This is a genomic window from Mycobacterium sp. (genome assembly GCF_052145595.1).
Taxonomy (GTDB): domain Bacteria; phylum Actinomycetota; class Actinomycetes; order Mycobacteriales; family Mycobacteriaceae; genus Mycobacterium.
This window is the reverse complement of the sequence record NZ_JBKQOI010000248.1, coordinates 1-18,779: the sequence shown is the minus strand read 5'-3', so window position 1 is coordinate 18,779 and position 18,779 is coordinate 1. Positions and strand designations below refer to the sequence as shown.

Annotated in this window: 16 protein-coding genes; 7 read left to right on the top strand and 9 right to left on the bottom strand. The window is 67.2% G+C overall.

Annotation, left to right across the window (positions count from 1 at the left end; all coding sequences use genetic code 11):
* Positions 1-40: 40 nt before the first annotated feature.
* Both ACLP4W_RS21730 and ACLP4W_RS21725 read right to left on the bottom strand, forming a co-directional pair.
* Positions 41-1,525: an acetyl-CoA acetyltransferase gene (locus ACLP4W_RS21730; RefSeq protein ID WP_442389491.1), complete on the bottom strand. Its 1,485-nt coding sequence runs from the start codon at positions 1,523-1,525 to the stop codon at positions 41-43.
* Positions 1,526-1,599: 74 nt separating this feature from the next.
* Complete coding sequence (locus tag ACLP4W_RS21725) at positions 1,600-3,999, bottom strand: CoA transferase (protein ID WP_442389490.1); 2,400 nt, start codon at positions 3,997-3,999, stop codon at positions 1,600-1,602.
* Between the two features lie 221 nt (positions 4,000-4,220).
* Between ACLP4W_RS21725 and ACLP4W_RS21720 the strand changes: the two genes are divergently transcribed.
* The 4 genes from ACLP4W_RS21720 (at position 4,221) to ACLP4W_RS21705 (ending at position 9,370) form a co-directional block, all read left to right on the top strand.
* On the top strand, positions 4,221-5,138 hold the full coding sequence (locus ACLP4W_RS21720; protein ID WP_442389489.1) for an undecaprenyl-diphosphate phosphatase: 918 nt from the start codon (positions 4,221-4,223) through the stop codon (positions 5,136-5,138).
* Between the two features lie 110 nt (positions 5,139-5,248).
* Positions 5,249-6,097, top strand: coding sequence for an SDR family oxidoreductase (locus tag ACLP4W_RS21715; protein WP_442389488.1), 849 nt, complete (start codon positions 5,249-5,251; stop codon positions 6,095-6,097).
* A 46-nt stretch (positions 6,098-6,143) separates the two neighbouring features.
* Positions 6,144-8,519, top strand: coding sequence for a phosphoketolase family protein (locus ACLP4W_RS21710; RefSeq protein WP_442389487.1), 2,376 nt, complete (start codon positions 6,144-6,146; stop codon positions 8,517-8,519).
* Positions 8,520-8,608: 89 nt separating this feature from the next.
* Positions 8,609-9,370, top strand: a complete 762-nt coding sequence (locus ACLP4W_RS21705) for a CPBP family intramembrane glutamic endopeptidase (RefSeq protein ID WP_442389486.1) — start codon at positions 8,609-8,611, stop codon at positions 9,368-9,370.
* Positions 9,371-9,385: 15 nt separating this feature from the next.
* On the opposite strand, the gene ACLP4W_RS21700 is transcribed toward ACLP4W_RS21705, so the two are convergent.
* The 6 genes from ACLP4W_RS21700 to modA form a co-directional block, all read right to left on the bottom strand.
* Positions 9,386-10,426: a zinc-binding alcohol dehydrogenase family protein gene (locus ACLP4W_RS21700; protein WP_442389485.1), complete on the bottom strand. Its 1,041-nt coding sequence runs from the start codon at positions 10,424-10,426 to the stop codon at positions 9,386-9,388.
* A 48-nt stretch (positions 10,427-10,474) separates the two neighbouring features.
* Entirely contained in the window at positions 10,475-10,774 is a 300-nt protein-coding gene (locus ACLP4W_RS21695; RefSeq protein WP_442389484.1) for a GlsB/YeaQ/YmgE family stress response membrane protein, read from the bottom strand.
* Between the two features lie 146 nt (positions 10,775-10,920).
* The gene (locus ACLP4W_RS21690; RefSeq protein ID WP_442389483.1) at positions 10,921-11,925 is read right to left on the bottom strand and encodes an alanine and proline-rich secreted protein Apa; all 1,005 of its coding nucleotides are present in this window, start codon (positions 11,923-11,925) and stop codon (positions 10,921-10,923) included.
* Positions 11,926-12,033: 108 nt separating this feature from the next.
* Entirely contained in the window at positions 12,034-13,152 is a 1,119-nt protein-coding gene (locus tag ACLP4W_RS21685; protein ID WP_442389482.1) for a sulfate/molybdate ABC transporter ATP-binding protein, read from the bottom strand.
* 6 nt (positions 13,153-13,158) lie between these two features.
* Entirely contained in the window at positions 13,159-13,953 is a 795-nt protein-coding gene (locus ACLP4W_RS21680) for an ABC transporter permease (RefSeq protein WP_442389481.1), read from the bottom strand.
* Between the two features lie 9 nt (positions 13,954-13,962).
* The gene (modA, locus tag ACLP4W_RS21675) at positions 13,963-14,760 is read right to left on the bottom strand and encodes a molybdate ABC transporter substrate-binding protein (protein ID WP_442389480.1); all 798 of its coding nucleotides are present in this window, start codon (positions 14,758-14,760) and stop codon (positions 13,963-13,965) included.
* 244 nt (positions 14,761-15,004) lie between these two features.
* Between modA and ACLP4W_RS21670 the strand changes: the two genes are divergently transcribed.
* The 3 genes from ACLP4W_RS21670 to ACLP4W_RS21660 all read left to right on the top strand — a co-directional run bounded on the left by ACLP4W_RS21670 (position 15,005) and on the right by ACLP4W_RS21660 (position 18,221).
* Complete coding sequence (locus ACLP4W_RS21670; RefSeq protein WP_442389479.1) at positions 15,005-15,682, top strand: SDR family oxidoreductase; 678 nt, start codon at positions 15,005-15,007, stop codon at positions 15,680-15,682.
* 63 nt (positions 15,683-15,745) lie between these two features.
* Complete coding sequence (locus tag ACLP4W_RS21665) at positions 15,746-16,663, top strand: LLM class F420-dependent oxidoreductase (protein ID WP_442389478.1); 918 nt, start codon at positions 15,746-15,748, stop codon at positions 16,661-16,663.
* A 172-nt stretch (positions 16,664-16,835) separates the two neighbouring features.
* Entirely contained in the window at positions 16,836-18,221 is a 1,386-nt protein-coding gene (locus tag ACLP4W_RS21660; protein WP_442389477.1) for an NAD(P)/FAD-dependent oxidoreductase, read from the top strand.
* 10 nt (positions 18,222-18,231) lie between these two features.
* On the opposite strand, the gene ACLP4W_RS21655 is transcribed toward ACLP4W_RS21660, so the two are convergent.
* Positions 18,232-18,666: a PaaI family thioesterase gene (locus ACLP4W_RS21655; protein ID WP_442389476.1), complete on the bottom strand. Its 435-nt coding sequence runs from the start codon at positions 18,664-18,666 to the stop codon at positions 18,232-18,234.
* Positions 18,667-18,779 lie beyond the last annotated feature (113 nt).

Here is an 18,779-nt window from a genome sequence, read left to right as displayed (position 1 = left end):
CCCGAAAGGCACCCTGGCCTCGGGTGATGCTTTTCGGCGGTTACTGCAGCGTGGCGTTGCCGTCCGCGGTAACGGCAACCTTGGCGCCGCCGATGTCCTCCCGCACGGTCACTTCCGCCGCGGCCGGATCCGCGATGACCGCCAGGGTGCGCGAGCCGTCAGGCGTGCGCACGGCCAGAAAGGCCTTTTCCGGGTCTCCCCCGCGGTCGAAGGGTGTGGTCCACGCTTCGACGGTGCCGACGCCCTCCCACTCGACCAGTCCGTCCCGGGTGGGCTCCCCATCCACCGCCGGTTGTAGGTCTTCCCAACGGAATTCGGCCGGCGGTTCGGTGCCGTAGACGCCGAAGCTGTGTTTGGTCAGGTAGCCGCCGTTGGCGGTGATCAGGGCGCGCCGTCCGGGATTGGCGACCAGCAGTTCGGCCACGGTGGCAATGGAATGCATCACGTAGTTGCTCCACGGGCCGCCGGCGAAGGTCAGGCCGCCGGTGACGGTGAGCGGGCGGGCCGGATCGTCGACGGTTAGTCCCAGTTCGGCCGCCGCGACTTGAACGGCGGAGGGGAAGCAGGAGTACAGGTCGACGTAGTCGACGTCGTCGATGCCGAGGCCGGCCAGCTCGAGAACCCGCGCGCCGGCGATCCGGATGGCCGTTGAGCGGTGCAGCTCGTCACGCTCGGCGATGGCCGGGGTGTCATGCGCGTCGGTGCCCGCGTGCGGGTAAACCCAGCGTTCGGCGGGGACCTGCAGCCGTGTCGCCTGCTCGACCGAGGTCAAGATCAGCGCGGCGCCCTGGTCGACCATGTTGTTGGAGTTCATCAGCTTGGTGTAGGGCCAGCTGATCATCCGGTTCTTCGGGCCTGGCTGCCGGATTTCCTCGGCACTCACCGGTTTGCGTATCCATGCGTGCGGATTGTCGACCGCGACGGCGTTGAAGCGCGCCCACAGCTCGCCGATGCGCCTGAGATGGTCCTCGACGGACTCGCCGTTCGCGATCCGAAGCGCCTCTTCGAACAGCGGGTAGACGTAGGCCGGCCGGTCCAGCCCGATTCTGATCTCGGCGTCACCGGCCATCGGGACGTCGTCGCCGAAGACTTCTGCTTTCGGGACGGATTCGTCCTGAACCGTCCATTCGAGTTTGCTGCCTTGCGCTTTCAGCCCCCTTCTGGTGCGCCAGGTTTCGGCGCCGGCAAGCAGCACCACGCCAGCCCGGCCCCGCTGAATGTCCAGGCAGGCCTGGTTGACCAGGGATTGCGGCACGTTGCCGCCGACGGGGCTGTACAAGGTGGTGAAGTCAGCGGCGCCGATCCGCTCGCCGAGCAGCAGCCCGGGATCGCGGTAGTGTGCCGACAACACGTTCACCACGCGGACGGAATCCACGGCCTCGATCACCCGGGAATCCGCAGCTTGCCGGGCCGCGGCGGCCATCAGGTCGACCGGTTCGACGGACCGTTTTGCCGGGTCGATTTCATCGCGCTGGTTGACCTGGCCACAGCCGATCAGCACCGGTGTTCTGGGGTCCACGGTCATATAGCGAACCTATCTGACGACCACTGGCGGCCGGCGGCGGGATGGTTAGGCCGGGCCGGTGCAGTAGATCGACTTCAGCGTCCGGTAGGACCGAAAAGAACGCGCTCCGCGATCAGCCGCTCGGTCTCTTCGGCGCTCAGCCCGAGCAGGTTTCGGCAGATCTCGACGGTGTCCTGGCCGGGCAGCGGCGCCGGGCGCTGCGGGGCCGGAGGGATCTGCCGAAACGGCGCGGGACCCGTCTCCGCCGGCAGCGGACGCTCGATCAGCGGATGCACCAAGTCGCTGAACAGCTTTCGCTCGATCAGCTGGGGGTCCTCGAGGACGTCCGGCGGCCGGTTCATCGGTCCGGCCGAAACTCCCGCCGACTGCAGCAGTTGCACGGCCCGGACCGGGGTGCGCGTGCGCGTCCAGGCCGACACCAGCCCCACCAGCTCGCGCCGGTTGGCCAGGCGCGACTCCCCGGCCGCGAAGCGTGGGTCGTCAACCCATTCTGGGTGGTCGAAAACCCATGTAGCACAGCGCCATTCCTCGTCCGACCCGATCGAGATGACGCACCATTCATCGTCGCCCGCGCACGGGTAGACCGCGTGCAGGCTGGTGTCGTCGCGGATCGCGGCGATGCCCGCTGCGAGTGCGGCCCTGGTGACGTAGAGCGTGTCGAGCTGATTGACCACGACCTCGGCCTGCGAGATGTGCACGTGGGCTCCGCCGCCGGTCCGATCGCGGCGGATCAGCGCCGCCAGTGCCCCGATGGCCGCGACCCGCCCGACCACGTGATCGGGGAAGATCGTCGTTGCGTCATAAAAAGCATGCCGTGCGCTGTCGTCCTGGTTCTCCGCGTCGTCGGACGTCCAAAGCCGGGTGACACCCGTGGCGGCGCGGACCAGCGGACCGTAACCCAACCGGGTGCTCCACGGCCCCGTGTCGCCGAAAGCGCTGCTCTCGGCCAGCACGATCCTCGGGTTGACGGCACGAAGCTTCTCGTAGGAAAACCCAAGTGCGGCAAGGGTTCCCGGCTTGAAATTGGCGAAGACCGCGTCGGCCTCCGCGACCAGTCGGCCGAAGATCTCCTTGCCGTCGGCGCTGCGCAGGTCCAGCCCGAGTCCGAGTTGATTGCGGTGTGTCCAGGCGAACGACTCACTCATGGCCTCGCCGACGCGGGCCTGCCGCAGTCCGTCCGGGTAGTCGGCACTTTCGATTTTGATGACCTCGGCGCCCAGGTCGCCGAATAGCCGGCTCAGCTCGCCCCCGGCGACGATGATGCCGAGATCGAGAATCCGCAGACCTTCAAACGGATAGTCGCCGGCCTTGCCCGACGATGACGGCACCACGGCCGGATTACCGCGCCAATAGGGCTGGTCCTGCCCCGCGGTGGGAGCCGGCGCACGGAAGCCCGAACGCTGGCCGTCGACGACGAAATATCCGGTGGGCACGCTGGTACGCACGCCGGGGACGAGCTCGGCATCGGTGATCGCGCCCACCGCCTGGAAATGCTCGGAGCCCAGGATCCGGGACGGCGTCAGGACCGCGGCGACCGGCACCCCGTGCGCCTGCCCGGCGGCCACTAATTCCTTCATCGTCTGTCCGGCGAACAAGGCCTGGATCAGCACGCTGATCTCGGGCCAGGCGGCAAAACGGGTGCCGATCGCGTCGTATTTCGGGTCCTGAAAATCTTCCGGTTCCCCCAGCCAGCGCCGCAGGCCGCGCCACTGCCGCGGCGCCATGACGCATAACCGGACGTAACCGTCCTTGCACGGATAGATCGGGTAAGCGTCCTGATTTCTCGGGCGGCCCCGCCACCGGCCGGTGCGGCGGACGCCGGCGGCGGCCTGCCCGTGCGCGCCGAATGCGGGGTCGAGCGCCGTGACGACGGCATCGAACCGCGAGAAGTCGATGTAATCACCTATGCCGCAACGTAATCGGTTGTAGTAAGCGGCGAGCGCGGCCCAGGCGGCCTGAACGGCGGCGGTTGCCGAAGCGATACCGTCCGGCGGCAAGACAGGGGTGCCGGTGGTGGGGCCGGATCGTGACAGTGAGCCACACATCGCGTACAACACGGGATCGGTTGCGCGCCATGATGATCGCGGACCCGTCGCACCGAAATCGGTGACCGACAGCACCACGAGGTGCTGATAGCGCGCGGCCAACTCCTCACTCGACGTCGCGAACGCGGCGGCCTGGCTGCCAAGGCCACCGTCCACAACGATGTCGGCTTCCGCGACGAGGTCAAAGAATCGGCCGCAGTCGCCGTCGTCGAGCGGGTCCAGCACCGCGCTGCGCTTGTTGGCGTTGTGCACGGCGAACGGGATGCTGGCGCCGGCCAGCGTCGGCAACTCGTCGCGTGCCGGGCTGCCGCCCGGGAATTCCACCTTGAGGACGTCGGCACCCAGGTCGGCGAACAGGCGGGTCACCCCGTCGGCGCTACCAATCGACAGGTCGAGGACGCGCACGGCATCGAGCAACCCGTCGGCCATTTGCCCACCGTACCTGCCTGGTCAGGCACCTACGCGCGGGCATTGGCCGACCCGTCACCCTGGATGCTGCCCGGTCCCGGGCCAAAAGCCAAGCCGGGCAGCCCTATTGCCGCAATTGTTGGTCGGGAGCCTTCGTGTTCAGGCCATCGGCTATCGTCGCAGGCCGACCCGCGAGGTCGTACCTAAGGTTGTCGAGACCATTGGATGGAGGTACCCCACAAATGAGCGCGCAGTTGAGCTACGTCGAGGCCGTGGTGGTCGGCGCGTTCCAGGGCGTCACCGAACTATTCCCGGTCTCCAGCCTCGGGCACTCGGTCTTAGTGCCTGCGCTGGTCGGCGGGCAATGGGCCCGCGACCTGAACGTCTCCGCCCCCGAGTCGCCCTACCTGGCGTTCATCGTCGGCCTGCATGTCGCCACCGCGGCCGCCCTGCTGGTGTTCTTCTGGCGTGACTGGCTACGCATCGTGGCGGGATTCGTGTCGTCGGCGCGATATCGCCGAATCCGGACTCCCGACGAGCGGCTCGCATGGCTGATCGTGGTTGCCACCATCCCGGTGGGACTGGCCGGGGTGGCGCTGGAACACCTGTTTCGCACCACACTGGGCAAACCCATTCCGGCGGCGGCATTCCTGCTCCTCAACGGCATTGCCCTCTATGTCGGCGAGGTGCTGCGCCGCCGCGTCTCACCCGCGGCCAGTCCAGGCCAGCCCGCGGAGGCCGACGAGGAACACACCGGCGAAGCGATCGACAACCGGCTGGCCCAACTGCCGTTGCGCCGTGGTGTGCTGATCGGCTCCTCCCAAATCCTGGCGCTGCTTCCCGGTATCAGCCGCTCGGGCATAGCCATGGTGGCCGGACTGTGGCGCGGCCTATCGCATGAAGACGCCGCCCGCTTCTCGTTCCTGCTGGCGACGCCGATCATCCTTGCCGCCGGGGTATACAAAATCCCGGATCTATTCGGACAGCTCGGAACGGGGATCCACGGTCAGGTCGTCGCCGGCAGCATCGCCTCCTTCGTCTGCGCCTACCTCGCGGTGCGCTATCTGACGCGGTACTTCCAGACCCGCACCCTCACACCGTTCGCGATCTACTGCGCCGTGGTCGGGGGCGCCAGTCTGGTGTGGCTCAGCGCGCACTGAACGCTCCTTTGTCATTGGTTTGTCAGTGGTTATTTGCGCGGCACGGGCGTCGAGTGCTGTGCTTACCCAATCGCCTAGCTGACACCCGTCAACCTTCGGGAAGGACGAAAATGGCAGAAACGGCATCCATCGGCCCCAAGGTCCGGGGCAAGGTCATCGTGATCACGGGCGGCGCACGGGGAATCGGATTGGCCACCGCGACCGCACTGCACAATTTGGGCGCCAAGGTCGCCATCGGCGACATCGATGAGGCCAAGGTCAAGGAGTCGGGTGCCGACCTCGGTCTCGACGTGTACGGCAAACTCGATGTCACCGAGCGGGATTCGTTTTCGGATTTTCTAGACCAGGTTGAGCGCCAGCTCGGCCCGATGGACGTGCTGGTCAACAACGCCGGCATCATGCCCGTCGGCAGGATCATCGACGAGCCGGACGCCGTCACCCGGCGCATTCTGGACATCAACGTCTTCGGCGTGATCCTGGGCAGCAAGATGGCGGCCCAGCGCATGGTGCCCCGCGGATCCGGACACGTCATCAACGTCGCCTCGCTTGCCGGGGAGCTCTACGTCGTCGGGCTGGCCACGTACTGCGCGAGCAAGCACGCGGTGGTCGCGTTCACCGACTCGGCGCGGCTTGAGTACCGCTCGGCGGGCGTGAAGTTTTCGATGGTGTTGCCGACGTTCGTCAACACCGAGCTCGCCGCGGGCACCCATGGGGCCAAGGGATTCAAGAACGCCGAGCCGTCCGATATCGCCGACGCGATCGTTGGGCTCGTGGTCCACCCCAAGCCGCGGGTGCGGGTCACCAAGGCGGCCGGCGCCATGGTCGTGTCGCAGAGGTTCATGCCCCGCGTGATGGGAGAGGGCCTGAACCGGATGCTCGGTGGCGAGCACGTCTTTACCGACGACGTCGACGTCGAGAAGCGCAAGGCCTACGAGGCCCGGGCCCGCGGCGAAGAATGAGCCGCCGTTAGGGCGTTGTTCACCATGGGCGACGACAATCGGGCGGATGAGCACCTCCCTGACCGCCGAGACCGCACGCCTCTCCGACGAAGAACTGGCTCTCATCGACAAATACTGGCGCGCCGCCAATTACCTGTCGGTTGGCCAGATCTACCTGCTGGACAATCCGCTGCTGAGCCAGCCGCTGTCGGCTGAGCACGTCAAACCGCGCCTGCTGGGGCACTGGGGCACCACGCCGGGGCTCAACATCATCTATGCGCACCTGAACCGGATCATCCGCAATCGGGATGCCAACGTCATTTACGTCACCGGGCCGGGTCATGGCGGCCCTGGACTGGTCGCCAACGCCTACCTCGAAGGCACCTACAGCGAGGTGTACACCGGCATCGAGGAAGACACCGAAGGACTGCGGAAGCTCTGCCGGCAGTTCTCCTTTCCCGGCGGCATCCCCAGCCACGTCGCGGCCCAGACACCGGGCTCAATCCACGAAGGCGGCGAGCTCGGCTACGCGCTGGTGCATGCCTACGGCGCGGCCTTCGACAATCCGGATCTGGTGGTGGCCTGCGTCGTCGGCGACGGCGAGGCGGAAACCGGGCCACTGGCCGCCGGCTGGCATTCCAACAAATTCCTCAACCCGGTCACGGACGGCGCGGTGCTGCCCATCTTGCAGCTCAACGGCTACAAGATCGCCAACCCGACCGTGCTGGCGCGCATTCCCAAGCCAGAACTCGAATCGCTACTGCGCGGCTACGGCTACCGGCCCATCGTCGTCGCCGGCGACGACCCGGCCGACGTGCACCAGCAGCTGGCTACCGCATTCGACGACGCCTTCGACGACATCGCGGCCATCCAGAACGCCGCCCGCAGTGGCATCCGGGCGGGGCGACCGGTGTGGCCGATGATCGTGCTGCGCACCCCGAAAGGCTGGACCGGACCAAAGGTGGTCGACGGCAAGAAGGTGGAAGGCACCTGGCGGTCGCATCAGGTGCCGCTGGCCGAAACCCACACCAATCCGGCGCATCGCGCGCAGCTGGAGGAATGGTTGCGCAGCTACCGGGCCGAGGAGTTGTTCGACGGCAACGGCACGCTGCGCCCCGAGCTGCGGGCGCTGGCCCCCGGCGGTGATCGCCGCATGAGCGCCAACCCGCACGCCAACGGCGGGCTGCTGCTGCACGACCTCGACCTGCCGGACTTCCGCGACTACGCGGTGCCGGTGTCGCAGCCGGCCGCGGAAACGCATGAGGCGACCCGGGTGCTGGGCACTTTTCTGCGGGACGTGATTGCCCGCAACTCCGACCGATTCCGTCTCATGGGTCCCGACGAGACCGCCTCCAACCGGCTGGACGCCGTATTCGGGTCGACCGACAAGGTGTGGCTCTCGGAAATAGAGCCCGATGACGAGCACCTCGCGCCCGACGGCCGCGTGATGGAGGTCTTGTCCGAACACCTGTGCCAAGGCTGGCTGGAGGGCTACCTGCTGACCGGCCGGCATGGCCTGTTCAACTGCTACGAAGCGTTTGTGCACATCGTCGACTCGATGATGAACCAGCACGCGAAATGGCTTGCCACCAGCCGCGACCTGCCCTGGCGGCGGCCGATCGCGTCGCTGAACTACCTGCTGACCTCCCACGTGTGGCGCCAGGACCACAACGGCGCGTCACACCAGGATCCGGGATTCATCGACCTGGTCGCGAACAAACGGGCCGAGGTGACGCGGGTCTACCTGCCGCCGGACGGTAACACGCTGCTGTCGGTGGCAGACCACTGCCTGCGCAGCCGTGACTACATCAACGTCATCGTCGCCGGCAAGCAGCCTGCGCTGGCCTACCTGGACATGGACGAGGCCGTCGCTCACTGCACTCGCGGCCTGGGCATCTGGCAGTGGGCGAGCACGGCGACCGCCGAACCCGATGTGGTTCTGGCCTGCGCCGGAGACATCCCCACGCTGGAGACCCTGGCCGCAGCCGACATCCTGCGTCGCGAATTGCCCGGACTCGCTGTCCGGGTGATCAATGTCGTCGATCTCATGCGGTTGCAGCCGGAATCAGAGCATCCACATGGCTTGCCGGACAAGGAGTTCGACCCGCTGTTCACCCGCGACAAGCCGGTCATCTTCGCCTACCACGGCTACCCGTGGCTGATTCACCGGCTCACCTATCGACGCACCAACCACGACCAGATCCATGTGCGTGGATTCAAGGAGCGCGGGACCACGACGACGCCGTTCGACATGGTGATGCTCAACGACCTGGACCGCTTCCACCTGGTCACCGACGTCATCGACCGGGTGGACGGGCTGTCCAGCCAAGCCGCCGTGCTGCGTCAGCGCATGGTCGATGCCCGCATGGCCGCCCGCAGCTACACCCGCGAATACGGCGAGGACGACCCGCGAATCGCCGGCTGGACCTGGGGAGTCGAGTGAGCGGAACGAAGTGACGGGAACGAGACGACCAATTCAGCCTGGGGAGTCGAGTGAGCGGGGCAAACGCGGTCCGCAGGTAAGCTTGTCGGATGCCTGACGCCGCCGTTGCCGCCGACACCCATCCCTTGGTGTCGCAGCTTTCGGCGCTGCACCGGTTCCGGATCCATCTCGACATCGCCGTGGTCGTTGTCGTGCTGGTGCTCACCAACCTGATCGCGCACTTCACCACGCCATGGGCCAGCATCGCTGTCGTTCCGGTCGCGGCCGTCGGCCTGGCGCTTTTGATGCGCGCCAACGGGCTGGACTGGACCGACCTTGGCCTGGGCCGCGAACACTGGAAGTCGGGTCTGGGTTATGCGCTGGCCGCAGTGGCCGTCGTGGCGTCTGTCATCGCGCTCGGTGTCCTGCTCCCGATGACCCGGCCGATGTTCCTGAACAACCACTACGCAACGATCTCCGGCGCCCTGATCGCCTCGATGGTCATCATCCCGCTGCAAACCGTGATCCCCGAGGAGCTGGCCTTCCGTGGGGTGCTGCACGGCACGCTGAATCGGGCCTGGGGTTTTCGCGGCGTCGCGCTGGCGGGCTCGCTGCTGTTCGGTCTCTGGCATGTCGCCACGTCGTTGGGGCTGACCAGCAACAACGTCGGCTTCACTCGGCTGTTCGGCGGCGGGATCGTCGGGATGCTGGCCGGGGTGACATTGGCGGTGTTGGCCACCGGCGCGGCCGGGTTCGTCTTCAGCTGGCTGCGCCGGCGTAGCGGCAGCCTGATCGCGCCGATCGCGCTGCACTGGTCGCTGAACGGGCTGGGTGCCCTGGCCGCGGCGCTGGTCTGGCACCTGTCGACCTGAGCCGGGGCCGCCGAGTTACACCAGCAGCACCGCGGCACCGGCGATACGGCCGGCGCTGAGATCGCTTAGGGCCTGATCGGCTCGTCCGAGCGGGTATTCGGGCGTGGTCACCTCGATGTGATGCTCGCCCGCGAACTCGAGGAAAGCCCGCGCATCGGCCCGCGTGTTCGACGTGACCGAGCGGACCTGGCGCTCCTGGAAGAGATGGCGCTGGTAGTTGAGGGGCGGGATATCGGACAGGTGAATCCCCGCGATTGCCAAGGTGCCACCGCGATCCAACCCCTCCAGCGCGGGCAGCACCAACTCGCCGACCGGCGCAAAAAGAATCGCGGCGTCCAGCGGCACCGGCGGCGGATCGGCGGCGCCTTGAGCCGACGCCGCGCCGAGTGCCAGCGCCAGCTCGCGCGCCTCCGCTCCGCGGGTCATCACGTGCACCTCGGCGCCTTGCGCCAATGCGACCTGCGCGGTGATGTGGGCACTGCCGCCGAAGCCGTAGAGCCCCAGCCGTCCACCCGGTGGCAGGTCGGCGCGCAGCAGAGAGCGGTATCCGATGATGCCGGCGCACAACAACGGCGCGAGCTCGCTGTCGCTGTAACCGCTCGGCAGGCGGTGTGCGAAAGCGGCTGGAACCGTTGCGAATTCCGCGTAACCGCCGTCCGCGTCCCAGCCGGTGTAGCGGGACTCCGGGCACAGATTCTCGTTGCCCCGGCGGCAATACTTGCACACGCCGCAGGTGTGGCGTAGCCACGCGATGCCGACCCGGTCGCCGACCTCGAAGTCGTCACCGGCCCCTGAGCTCAACGCTGCGCCAACTTCTATGACCTCCCCCACCACCTCGTGGCCGGGAGTCACCCGCTCGCGGTGCACGGGGAGATCGCCCTCGGTGACATGCAGATCGGTCCGGCACACCCCGCACGCGCGCACCGCAACCAGCAACTCCGACGGCTCGGGGCGCGGCACTTCGCTGGTGACTTGCTCGAGCGGGGCGGTGTCCATCGGTCCGGGCCGACGCACACGCCACGCGCGCATCGTCGTGGTGGTCGCCGCCGGGGCCATCAGTCCATCTTGCCGCTAACTGCCACGGCCGCAATGGGTTAACGCCGATTAGGTCCTTCGGACCATGCCGACGACCCAGAGCAGGATCACCGCGCCGAGCAGCGCGGTGAAGAAGGTGAAGATGAGCCCGCCGCCCGCGGTGTTGACGAAGAAGCTCAGGATAAAGCCGCCGATCAAAGCCCCGACGACGCCGATCACGATGTCCATCAGGATGCCGGCTCCGCTGCCCCTGACGATCCTGCTGGCCAGCGCCCCCGCCACACCACCGATGATGATGTAGCCGATGATGCCGACGCTGGTCAGCGTCGTGGAGCGGGCAAGGTATTCGGTTGCTGCCATGACATCCATGCGGGTCTCCTTGAAATCGATGGCAAAGCCCAGCTCGATCGCTGGGCCGTGATTTCGGTATACCCGTTTTGCGTAAACAAACGCGTGTCGAATTGGCCACGATGGGGCATACCGCAGCCCAACGACCGAAAGAGGGGCTCGCCAGGTTAGGCGGGCTGGATGCGCTGCGGGGTCGGTGTCGGAGTAGGAGTTTCTCCCGCGGGCGCCTGGCCCGGCGGCGGTGCGGGGGCGGGTGCCGGCGCGCCCGGGGCCGGTGGGGGGGCAGGTGCCGGCGCGCCCGGGGCCGGTGCGGGGGCTCCCGGGGCCGGTGCCGGCGGTGGGGCCCAGGGCTGGATTGACTCGGCCAGCGCCTTGGCCGCGCCCTTGTCCACCGGATCGTTTGAGGTCCCGAGCCACACCACAAACCAGCGCTGCGGGGGTCCGGCGTTCGGCGTGGTCGCCGCGGGCGAGCCGACTACGCCCGTCCAGATCTGGCCGTTCGGCTTGCTCGTATCGCTGAACTTGACCTCGTAGTAGGAAGCGCTTCCAGTGATCCCGTTGGCGCCGGCCAGCGGGGTGGTTTCCTGGTTGATCCGGGTGCCGGGATACGGCATGAAGAACTCACCCATGTCCGAGCCCAGCCGGACCGCGGCCTTTGCGTTGGCGGCTTCGGCACTCGCATAAAGCTTTTGGTCGAGCCGGCCGATCACGACGCGGGTGTCGTTGGCAACCGGCGGTGCCTGTCCGGGCGTCGGCGGCTGCCCAGTGGTCTTGCTGAGCAACTCCGATCCGTAGTCGAGGTGGGACGCGTCCGACTCCACCCAGCCGGCGGGCAGGACGAAGCTGAATCCTCCGACGGCGTTGCCGATCCGGCCGGCGTTCGGGTCGACGGCCGGTGGCGGGGGCGCGTTCGGGTCAACCGGTGGCGGCGGCGTCGCGTTGGCATCGCCCGGTTGGGCCTGCGGCGCGCCGGGGGCGCCCGGCGCCGGTGTTGGCGACGCCGGGGGCGGAGCCGCCGTCGTGGTTGGCGGGACCGGGGTTGGGGTCTCGGGATCGGCGTTCGAGGCCGCCGGCAACGCGACGGCGACGACAAATGCACTGGTCACCGTGGCGGCCGCCAGCGTCGCCCGCAGTGCTCCGCGACGTGTCGAGTTCGGTTCCACCTGATCCATGGCGACGAACCTACCGTGTTACCGCTGTGACGCAAGGATGCCTTGCGGACGATGCGATGCGGTTTTTCCGTTGTTGCCAATGTGCAACCTGCCGCGCGTCAGTGCAGGTCATCGGGGCGCAGGATGCGGTGCCGGATGCAAGGCCACTTCGTGGGCTTTGACTGCGAACCACACCCGCTCTCCCGGCGTCAGCCGCAGCTCGGTGGCGGCGTCAACGGTGATTTCCGCGGCCAGGCCGGGCGCACCGTCCGATTGCTCCCGGCCGCGCACCAAGACCGCGGACCCGCGGATATCCAACTCCCCGACGGTCACCTCAACCGTATTGCGCGGGCTGCCGTGCGGTTGCTCCCGATACACCGCCACAGCCGTAGGCGGGAACACCGCGACCGCGTTTTGCCCTGGGGTGAGCTGGTTGTCCGGCTCCCGGGCTGGGGCCCCATGCCAGCGAGCGCCGGAGCGGGCGTGCAGCGAGCCGTCGGGGCCGATGGTCCCGTTGATCAGGTTGATGCCGGCGATACGGGCCCCGAAATGACTCCGCGGCGCCGTGAGCACGTCGGCCACCGGGCCGATCTCGGAGATCTTCCCCGATTCGAGCACCAGCACCCGATCGGCGAGCGTGAACGCGTCCAGCAGGTCGTGGGTGATCAGAATTACCGCACAGCCGGTGCGGGTAACCACGGTGCGCAGCACGGCGCGGATGCCCGCGGCCGCGGCAACGTCGAGCCCGGCCAGCGGTTCGTCGAGCAACAACACGTCGGATTCGGCCGCCAACGCGCGCGCGATCGCCACCCGCTGGGCTTGACCCCCGGACAGTTGCCGCGGTTTTCGGTCGGCGAAGTGCCCGGCGTCCACCTCGTGTAGCCAGCGCAGCGCCGTCGCTCTGTTGTCGGAGCGAGCGGAGCCGAACGCCCTCCGACGACTGTGTGGTCCGAAGGCCACGTTCGCGGCAACGCTCATGTGCGGGAACAGCAACGGGTCCTGCAAGAGCAGGCCCACCCGGCGGTCGTGCGTCGCCACATTCACCCCGGCCGCGGTGTCGGTCAACACCCGATCCCCCAATCGCACGAACCCCTCGTCGGGGCGGACCAGCCCGGCGATGACGTGCAGGGCGGTCGACTTGCCGGCGCCGTTGGGGCCGATCACGGCGAGCACCTCACCCGCGGACACCGAGAACTCCACATCCAAAAGCCGGTCTGCGACAACGGCGCGAAGCTGCAACTCGCTCATGGCCGGTTACCTCGTGTCGGTCCCGGTTAGGCGACGGGCGCCCAGACCCAGCACCACCAACGCCGCCACCGCCACCAGCAGGATCGACAACGCCACAGCCGCGTTCGCATCGGTCACCCGCTGCAGGTAGATCTCCAGCGGCAGGGTTCTGGTCACCCCTTGCCGGGAACCGGCGAACGTCAGCGTGGCGCCGAACTCCCCCAGCGAGCGTGCGAACGCCAGCACCGCACCCGACGTCATGCCCGGCAGCAGCAGCGGCAGGGTGACCCGCCACCAGACCGTGCTCGGCCGTGCGCCCAGCGTCGCGGCGACCACCTCGAAGTCGGCCCCTGCGGTCCGCGCGGCGCCCTCCAGGGAAATCACCAGAAACGGCAGCGAGACGAAGGTCTGCGCCAACACCACGGCGGTCGTGCTGAAGGCGATGCTGATACCGGCGGCCTCCAGATACCGCCCGATCAGGCCAAGCCGGCCGAACGCGTAGAGCAACGCGATCCCTCCCACCACCGGGGGCAGCACCAACGGCAGCAGAATCAGCGGTCGTAACAAACGCACCAGGCGCGCCGTGCTGCGGGCCAGCACCAGCGCCATCGGCACGCCCAGCAGCACGCACAGCGCGGTGCTGGCGGCGGCGGTCTTCAGGCTCAGCCACAGCGCCGTCTTCGACGACGAGCTGGTGATCAGCGACCAGAAGTTCGGCCAGTCAACCTTGATCGCGATCGCCATCAGCGGCAGTACCACGAAGACGGTGCCCACGGCGGCCGGGACATAGACCCAGCGGGGCAATTCCGTCGGCCGAGGCACGGTTGGCGTTCAGGGCTTAGCGAAGCCCAATTGGGCGAGGATCTTCTGGCCGGTGTCGGATGTGACCAGGTCCGCGAACTTCTGCGCCAGCGTTGGCAGATGCGCCTTCTTCAGCACCACGATGGGATAGACATTCACCGCACCGGCGGCCTCGGGAAAGTTGACGGTCGTCACCTTGTCTCCGGCGCTCTTCGCGTCGGTGACATAGACCAGCGCGGCGTCGGCCTGCCCGGTGGTGACCTTGTTGAGGACGTCGGTCACGCTGAGTTCCTCACTGACCGGGTTGAGGCGTACTCCGGTGCTGTCTTCGACGCGCTGGGTCGCCGAGCCGCACGGCACCGGTTTCTGGCAGATCACGACGTTGAGCCCCGGCTTGGCCAGGTCGGCAAAGGATCCGATCTTCTTCGGGTCGCCCGGCGCGGTGACGATGACCAACGTGTTCGAGGCGAAGTTCGTCGGATTGCCGGCCAGCAACCCGGCCTTGGCGACCGTGTCCATCTGCGCGGTGTCCGCCGATGCGAAGACATCGGCGGTCGCGCCCTGGGTCAATTGAGTCGCGAGTTCCGAGGAACCCGCGAACTCGAACTCGACGCTGCGGCCCGGGTTGTCGGTCTTGAACTGCTGACTGATCTGGGTGAACGCCGGCTTTAACGAGGCCGCGGCGAACACCATGATCGAGCCCGAGGACGGCTGCGACGGCTGGGAAGCCTGGGAAGGTGACGACGAGGGCGATTTCGAGCTGCACGCCACCAGGACCGCTATCAACATCGTGGATACCCAACCGGCCAGGATCGTGATCCGACGCATGGATGAACCCTAACGGGAGCGCGTCGTCGCCGTCGGCGCAGCGTGAACCGGAGCGCGACAAAACGTGACGGCCAAATAGTTATGTAAATATCCGCGAGTCGCCGCGCTCCGAGTTTCGCGGAATAGCTACTGTCCAGTAACATGAGCTGACGCCATATCAAGCTGAGATCCCGGGCACCGGTCCTGCGGTGTGCCACCACCGGAATTGCCAGGGTCTGAGTTCAACGGTGAACACGAGGAGGTCATGGCAGTGGAGGTGCTGGTCACCGGCGGAGACACGGAGCTGGGGCGGACGGTAGCCGAAGGCTTTCGCGATGACGGTCACCAGGTGACCCTCGTGGGCGCACGGCGCAGTGATCTAGAGATCGCCGCCAAGGAACTGGATGTGGACGCGATTGTCTGCGACACCACCGACCCGGCCAGCCTCACCGAGGCTCGCGGATTGTTCCCCCCTCACCTCGACACCATCATCAACGTGCCGGCGCCGACGTGGGACGCCGGCGACCCACGTGCCTACTCGATGTCCGACACGGCCAAAGCGTGGCGCAACGCCCTCGATGCCACCGTGCTTTCGGCGGTGCTGACCGTGCAGACCGTCGGTGATCACCTTCGGTCCGGTGGCTCCATCGTCAGTGTGGTGGCCGAAAACCCGCCCGCCGGTAGCGTTGACGCCGCGATCAAAGCGACGCTCTCGAGTTGGATCGCGGGCCAGGCGGGAATTTTCGGCACTCGCGGCATCACCGTCAACGCCGTGGCCAGCGGACGCAGCGTCCAGCCCGGTTACGACGGCCTTTCGCGCACGCCACCGTCGGTGGCGGCGGAGGTCACCCGCGTGGCGTTGTTCCTCACCACCCCCGCGGCCCGTCACATCACCGGCCAGACGCTGCACGTCAGCCACGGCGCCCTGACCCAGTTCGCCTGAGCCGCCATCTGACCCGGGCCAGGCCCTGTTTCGGAGGCCGGGTCGATCGCTAAGTTGGATAGCGTGGCTATTCGACTTGGTCTTCAGATTCCCAACTTCTCCTACGGCACCGGGGTAGAGCACCTCTTCCCAACCGTCATCGCACAGGCCCGCGAGGCCGAATCGGCCGGATTCGATTCGGTTTTCGTCATGGACCACTTCTACCAACTGCCCATGCTGGGCGACCCCGACCAGCCGATGCTGGAGGCCTACACCGCCCTGGGCGCGCTGGCCACCGCTACCGAACGGGTGCAGCTGGGCACCTTGGTGACGGGCAACACCTATCGCAATCCAACCCTGCTGGCCAAAACCATCACCACGCTCGACGTGGTCAGCCAGGGCCGGGCGATCCTCGGCATCGGCACCGGCTGGTTCGAGCTCGAGCACGATCAGCTGGGCTTCGACTTCGGCACCTTCACCGACAGGTTCAACCGGCTCGACGAGGCGCTGCAGATCATCGTGCCGATGATCAAGGGCGAGCGGCCCACCTTCTCGGGCACCTATTACCGGGCCACCGAGGCGCTGACCAATCCGCGCTTCCGCGACCACATTCCGCTGATGATCGGCGGCAGCGGTGAGAAGAAGACGATCCCGCTCGCCGCGCGGCATTTCGACCATCTCAATGTCATCGCCGGGTTCGACGAGCTGCCGCGCAAGCTGCAGGTGGTGCGCGAGCAATGCGAGAAGATCGGCCGCGATCCGGCCACGCTGGAAACCAGCGCGCTGATCACGGTGCTTCTCGACGAGAACGTCAAGCCCGACCAGGTCCCCGCCGAGATGACCCAGCGCATGGTGGCGGGTAGCCCCGATTCGGTTGCCGACCAACTGAAAACCAAGGCGGTCGACGCGGGACTCACCAGCCTGATCATCAACATCCCCTTCTACACACCCGGTGTCGTCGATGCGGCCGGCCAGGCGTTGCGTCCGCTAGTCGGCCTGTAGCGGGGCGCAATGGGCGCCGGGCATGACGAGCATCACGTCCGGCGACCAGGCCAGATCCGGCGTTGTGTTTGATTACACATGCTTACGACTTGGGTTTCGGGGTACCGATATGACTAGCGTGGTAGCTAACTGAAATCGCGCGTCGAGGAGTCCCGTCAGGAGCAGCGGATACATGAGCCCCCAGCCAGAAGCCACAGCTGGACCGGAGCGTCGGCATCGAGTCGTCATCATCGGGTCGGGATTCGGCGGGCTGAATGCGGCAAAGAAACTCAAGCACGCCAATGTCGACATCAGGTTGATCGCCCGCACCACGCACCACCTGTTCCAGCCATTGCTCTACCAGGTGGCGACGGGCATCGTCTCCGAAGGCGACATCGCGCCCCCCACCCGCGTCGTACTGCGCAGGCAGCGCAACGTCCAGGTGCTGCTCGGTGACGTCACCCATATCGATCTCGACGGGCGGTTCGTCGTGTCGGACCTGCTCGGCCACACCTACGAAACCCCGTACGACAGCCTGATCATCGCCGCCGGCGCCGGCCAGTCGTACTTCGGCAACGATCATTTCGCCGAGTTCGCGCCGGGCATGAAATCGATCGATGACGCGCTCGAGGTGCGGGGACGGATCCTGAGTGCGTTCGAACAGGCCGAACGGTCCCGCGACCCGGAACGACGGGCCAAGCTGCTGACGTTCACGGTCATCGGCGCCGGTCCCACCGGCGTCGAAATGGCCGGGCAGATTGCCGAATTGGCGGGCCACACCTTGAAGGGCTCGTTCCGCGGAATCGACTCGACCAAGGCGCGGGTGATCCTGCTCGACGCGGCCTCCGCCGTGTTGCCAACTTTTGGCGAAAAGCTGGGTCAGCGGGCGGCCGCGCGGCTGGAGAAGATGGGCGTGGAGATCCAGCTGGGTGCGATGGTCACCGACGTCGACCGCGACGGCATCACGGTCAAGGACTCTGACGGCAGCCTGCGGCGCATCGAATCGGCGTGCAAGGTGTGGTCGGCCGGGGTCTCGGCCAGCGGGCTGGGCAGCGATCTCGCCGAGCAGTCATCGGTCGAGCTCGACCAGGCCGGACGGGTCAAGGTGCTGCCCGACCTGTCCATCCCCGGCCACCCCGACGTGTTCGTCATCGGTGACATGGCCGCCGTCGAGGGCGTGCCCGGCGTGGCACAGGGCGCCATTCAGGGCGCCAAGTACGCCGCCAACACGATCAAGGCCGAACTGCGCGGGGCGGACCCGGCAGAGCGTGAGCCGTTCCAGTACTTCGACAAGGGATCGATGGCGACGGTGTCGCGGTTTTCCGCGGTGGCCAAGGTCGGTCCGCTGGAGTTCAGCGGCCTTTTCGCCTGGTTCGCCTGGCTGGTCTTGCACTTGGTCTACCTGGTCGGGTTCAAGACCAAGGTGAGCACGCTGCTGTCCTGGATCGTGACCTTCCTGAGCACTCATCGTGGCCAGCTCACCATCACGGAGCAGCAGGCGTTCGCCCGCACCCGCCTCGAACAGCTGGCGGTGCTCGCGGCCGAGGCCAAACGCCCGGCGGCCAGGCGGGCCAGCTGACCGGCCAGGCTCAGCCCTGGCCCGGTGACGGCTCCAAGTTCTGCAGCCGCACCTGACCCCGGGCGACGACTCGATCCTCGGCGTCGGTGATCGTGACCAGCCAGAGCTGCTGGCGCCGACCGCGGTGGATCGGTTCGGCAGCGCCGTACACCATCCCCGAGTTGATGGACCGCAGGAAGTCCGTGTTGTTGTTGACGCCGACAACGTTCCCGCCGCCATGCGCGGCGAGCCAGGTGTACGCGGCCACGCTGGCCATGCTCTCCACCATCGAGCAGTAGACACCGCCGTGCACGAGGCCCATCGGCTGCAACAGTTTCGGCGCGACCTCGAGCTGGGCCCGGGCCCCATCGGGGCTGACTTCGGTGAATTGCAGGCCCAATTCGGTGTCGAACGGCGCGGTGAAGTTCGGCGGGAGGGTTGCTTCCGGCGGCGGTGGCACGCTCATGTGTCTACACCATCAGCGAACCCGAAATTGTCAGGGCGCAATTGCCGGCTCGAAAACGGGCGAGCCCCCTGCGCCAAGGCACGGGGCTCGCCGATCGAGTAGACCGGGGGTCA

Coding starts and splice junctions, on each gene's coding strand:
- modA (WP_442389480.1), bottom strand. CDS start 14,760: ATGCGTCGGATCACGATCCTGGCCGGTTGGGTATCCACGATGTTGATA.
- ACLP4W_RS21720 (WP_442389489.1), top strand. CDS start 4,221: ATGAGCGCGCAGTTGAGCTACGTCGAGGCCGTGGTGGTCGGCGCGTTC.
- ACLP4W_RS21670 (WP_442389479.1), top strand. CDS start 15,005: ATGGCAGTGGAGGTGCTGGTCACCGGCGGAGACACGGAGCTGGGGCGG.
- ACLP4W_RS21725 (WP_442389490.1), bottom strand. CDS start 3,999: ATGGCCGACGGGTTGCTCGATGCCGTGCGCGTCCTCGACCTGTCGATT.
- ACLP4W_RS21685 (WP_442389482.1), bottom strand. CDS start 13,152: ATGAGCGAGTTGCAGCTTCGCGCCGTTGTCGCAGACCGGCTTTTGGAT.
- ACLP4W_RS21715 (WP_442389488.1), top strand. CDS start 5,249: ATGGCAGAAACGGCATCCATCGGCCCCAAGGTCCGGGGCAAGGTCATC.
- ACLP4W_RS21700 (WP_442389485.1), bottom strand. CDS start 10,426: ATGGCCCCGGCGGCGACCACCACGACGATGCGCGCGTGGCGTGTGCGT.
- ACLP4W_RS21690 (WP_442389483.1), bottom strand. CDS start 11,925: ATGGATCAGGTGGAACCGAACTCGACACGTCGCGGAGCACTGCGGGCG.
- ACLP4W_RS21695 (WP_442389484.1), bottom strand. CDS start 10,774: ATGGATGTCATGGCAGCAACCGAATACCTTGCCCGCTCCACGACGCTG.
- ACLP4W_RS21705 (WP_442389486.1), top strand. CDS start 8,609: ATGCCTGACGCCGCCGTTGCCGCCGACACCCATCCCTTGGTGTCGCAG.
- ACLP4W_RS21660 (WP_442389477.1), top strand. CDS start 16,836: ATGAGCCCCCAGCCAGAAGCCACAGCTGGACCGGAGCGTCGGCATCGA.
- ACLP4W_RS21655 (WP_442389476.1), bottom strand. CDS start 18,666: ATGAGCGTGCCACCGCCGCCGGAAGCAACCCTCCCGCCGAACTTCACC.
- ACLP4W_RS21730 (WP_442389491.1), bottom strand. CDS start 1,525: ATGACCGTGGACCCCAGAACACCGGTGCTGATCGGCTGTGGCCAGGTC.
- ACLP4W_RS21710 (WP_442389487.1), top strand. CDS start 6,144: ATGAGCACCTCCCTGACCGCCGAGACCGCACGCCTCTCCGACGAAGAA.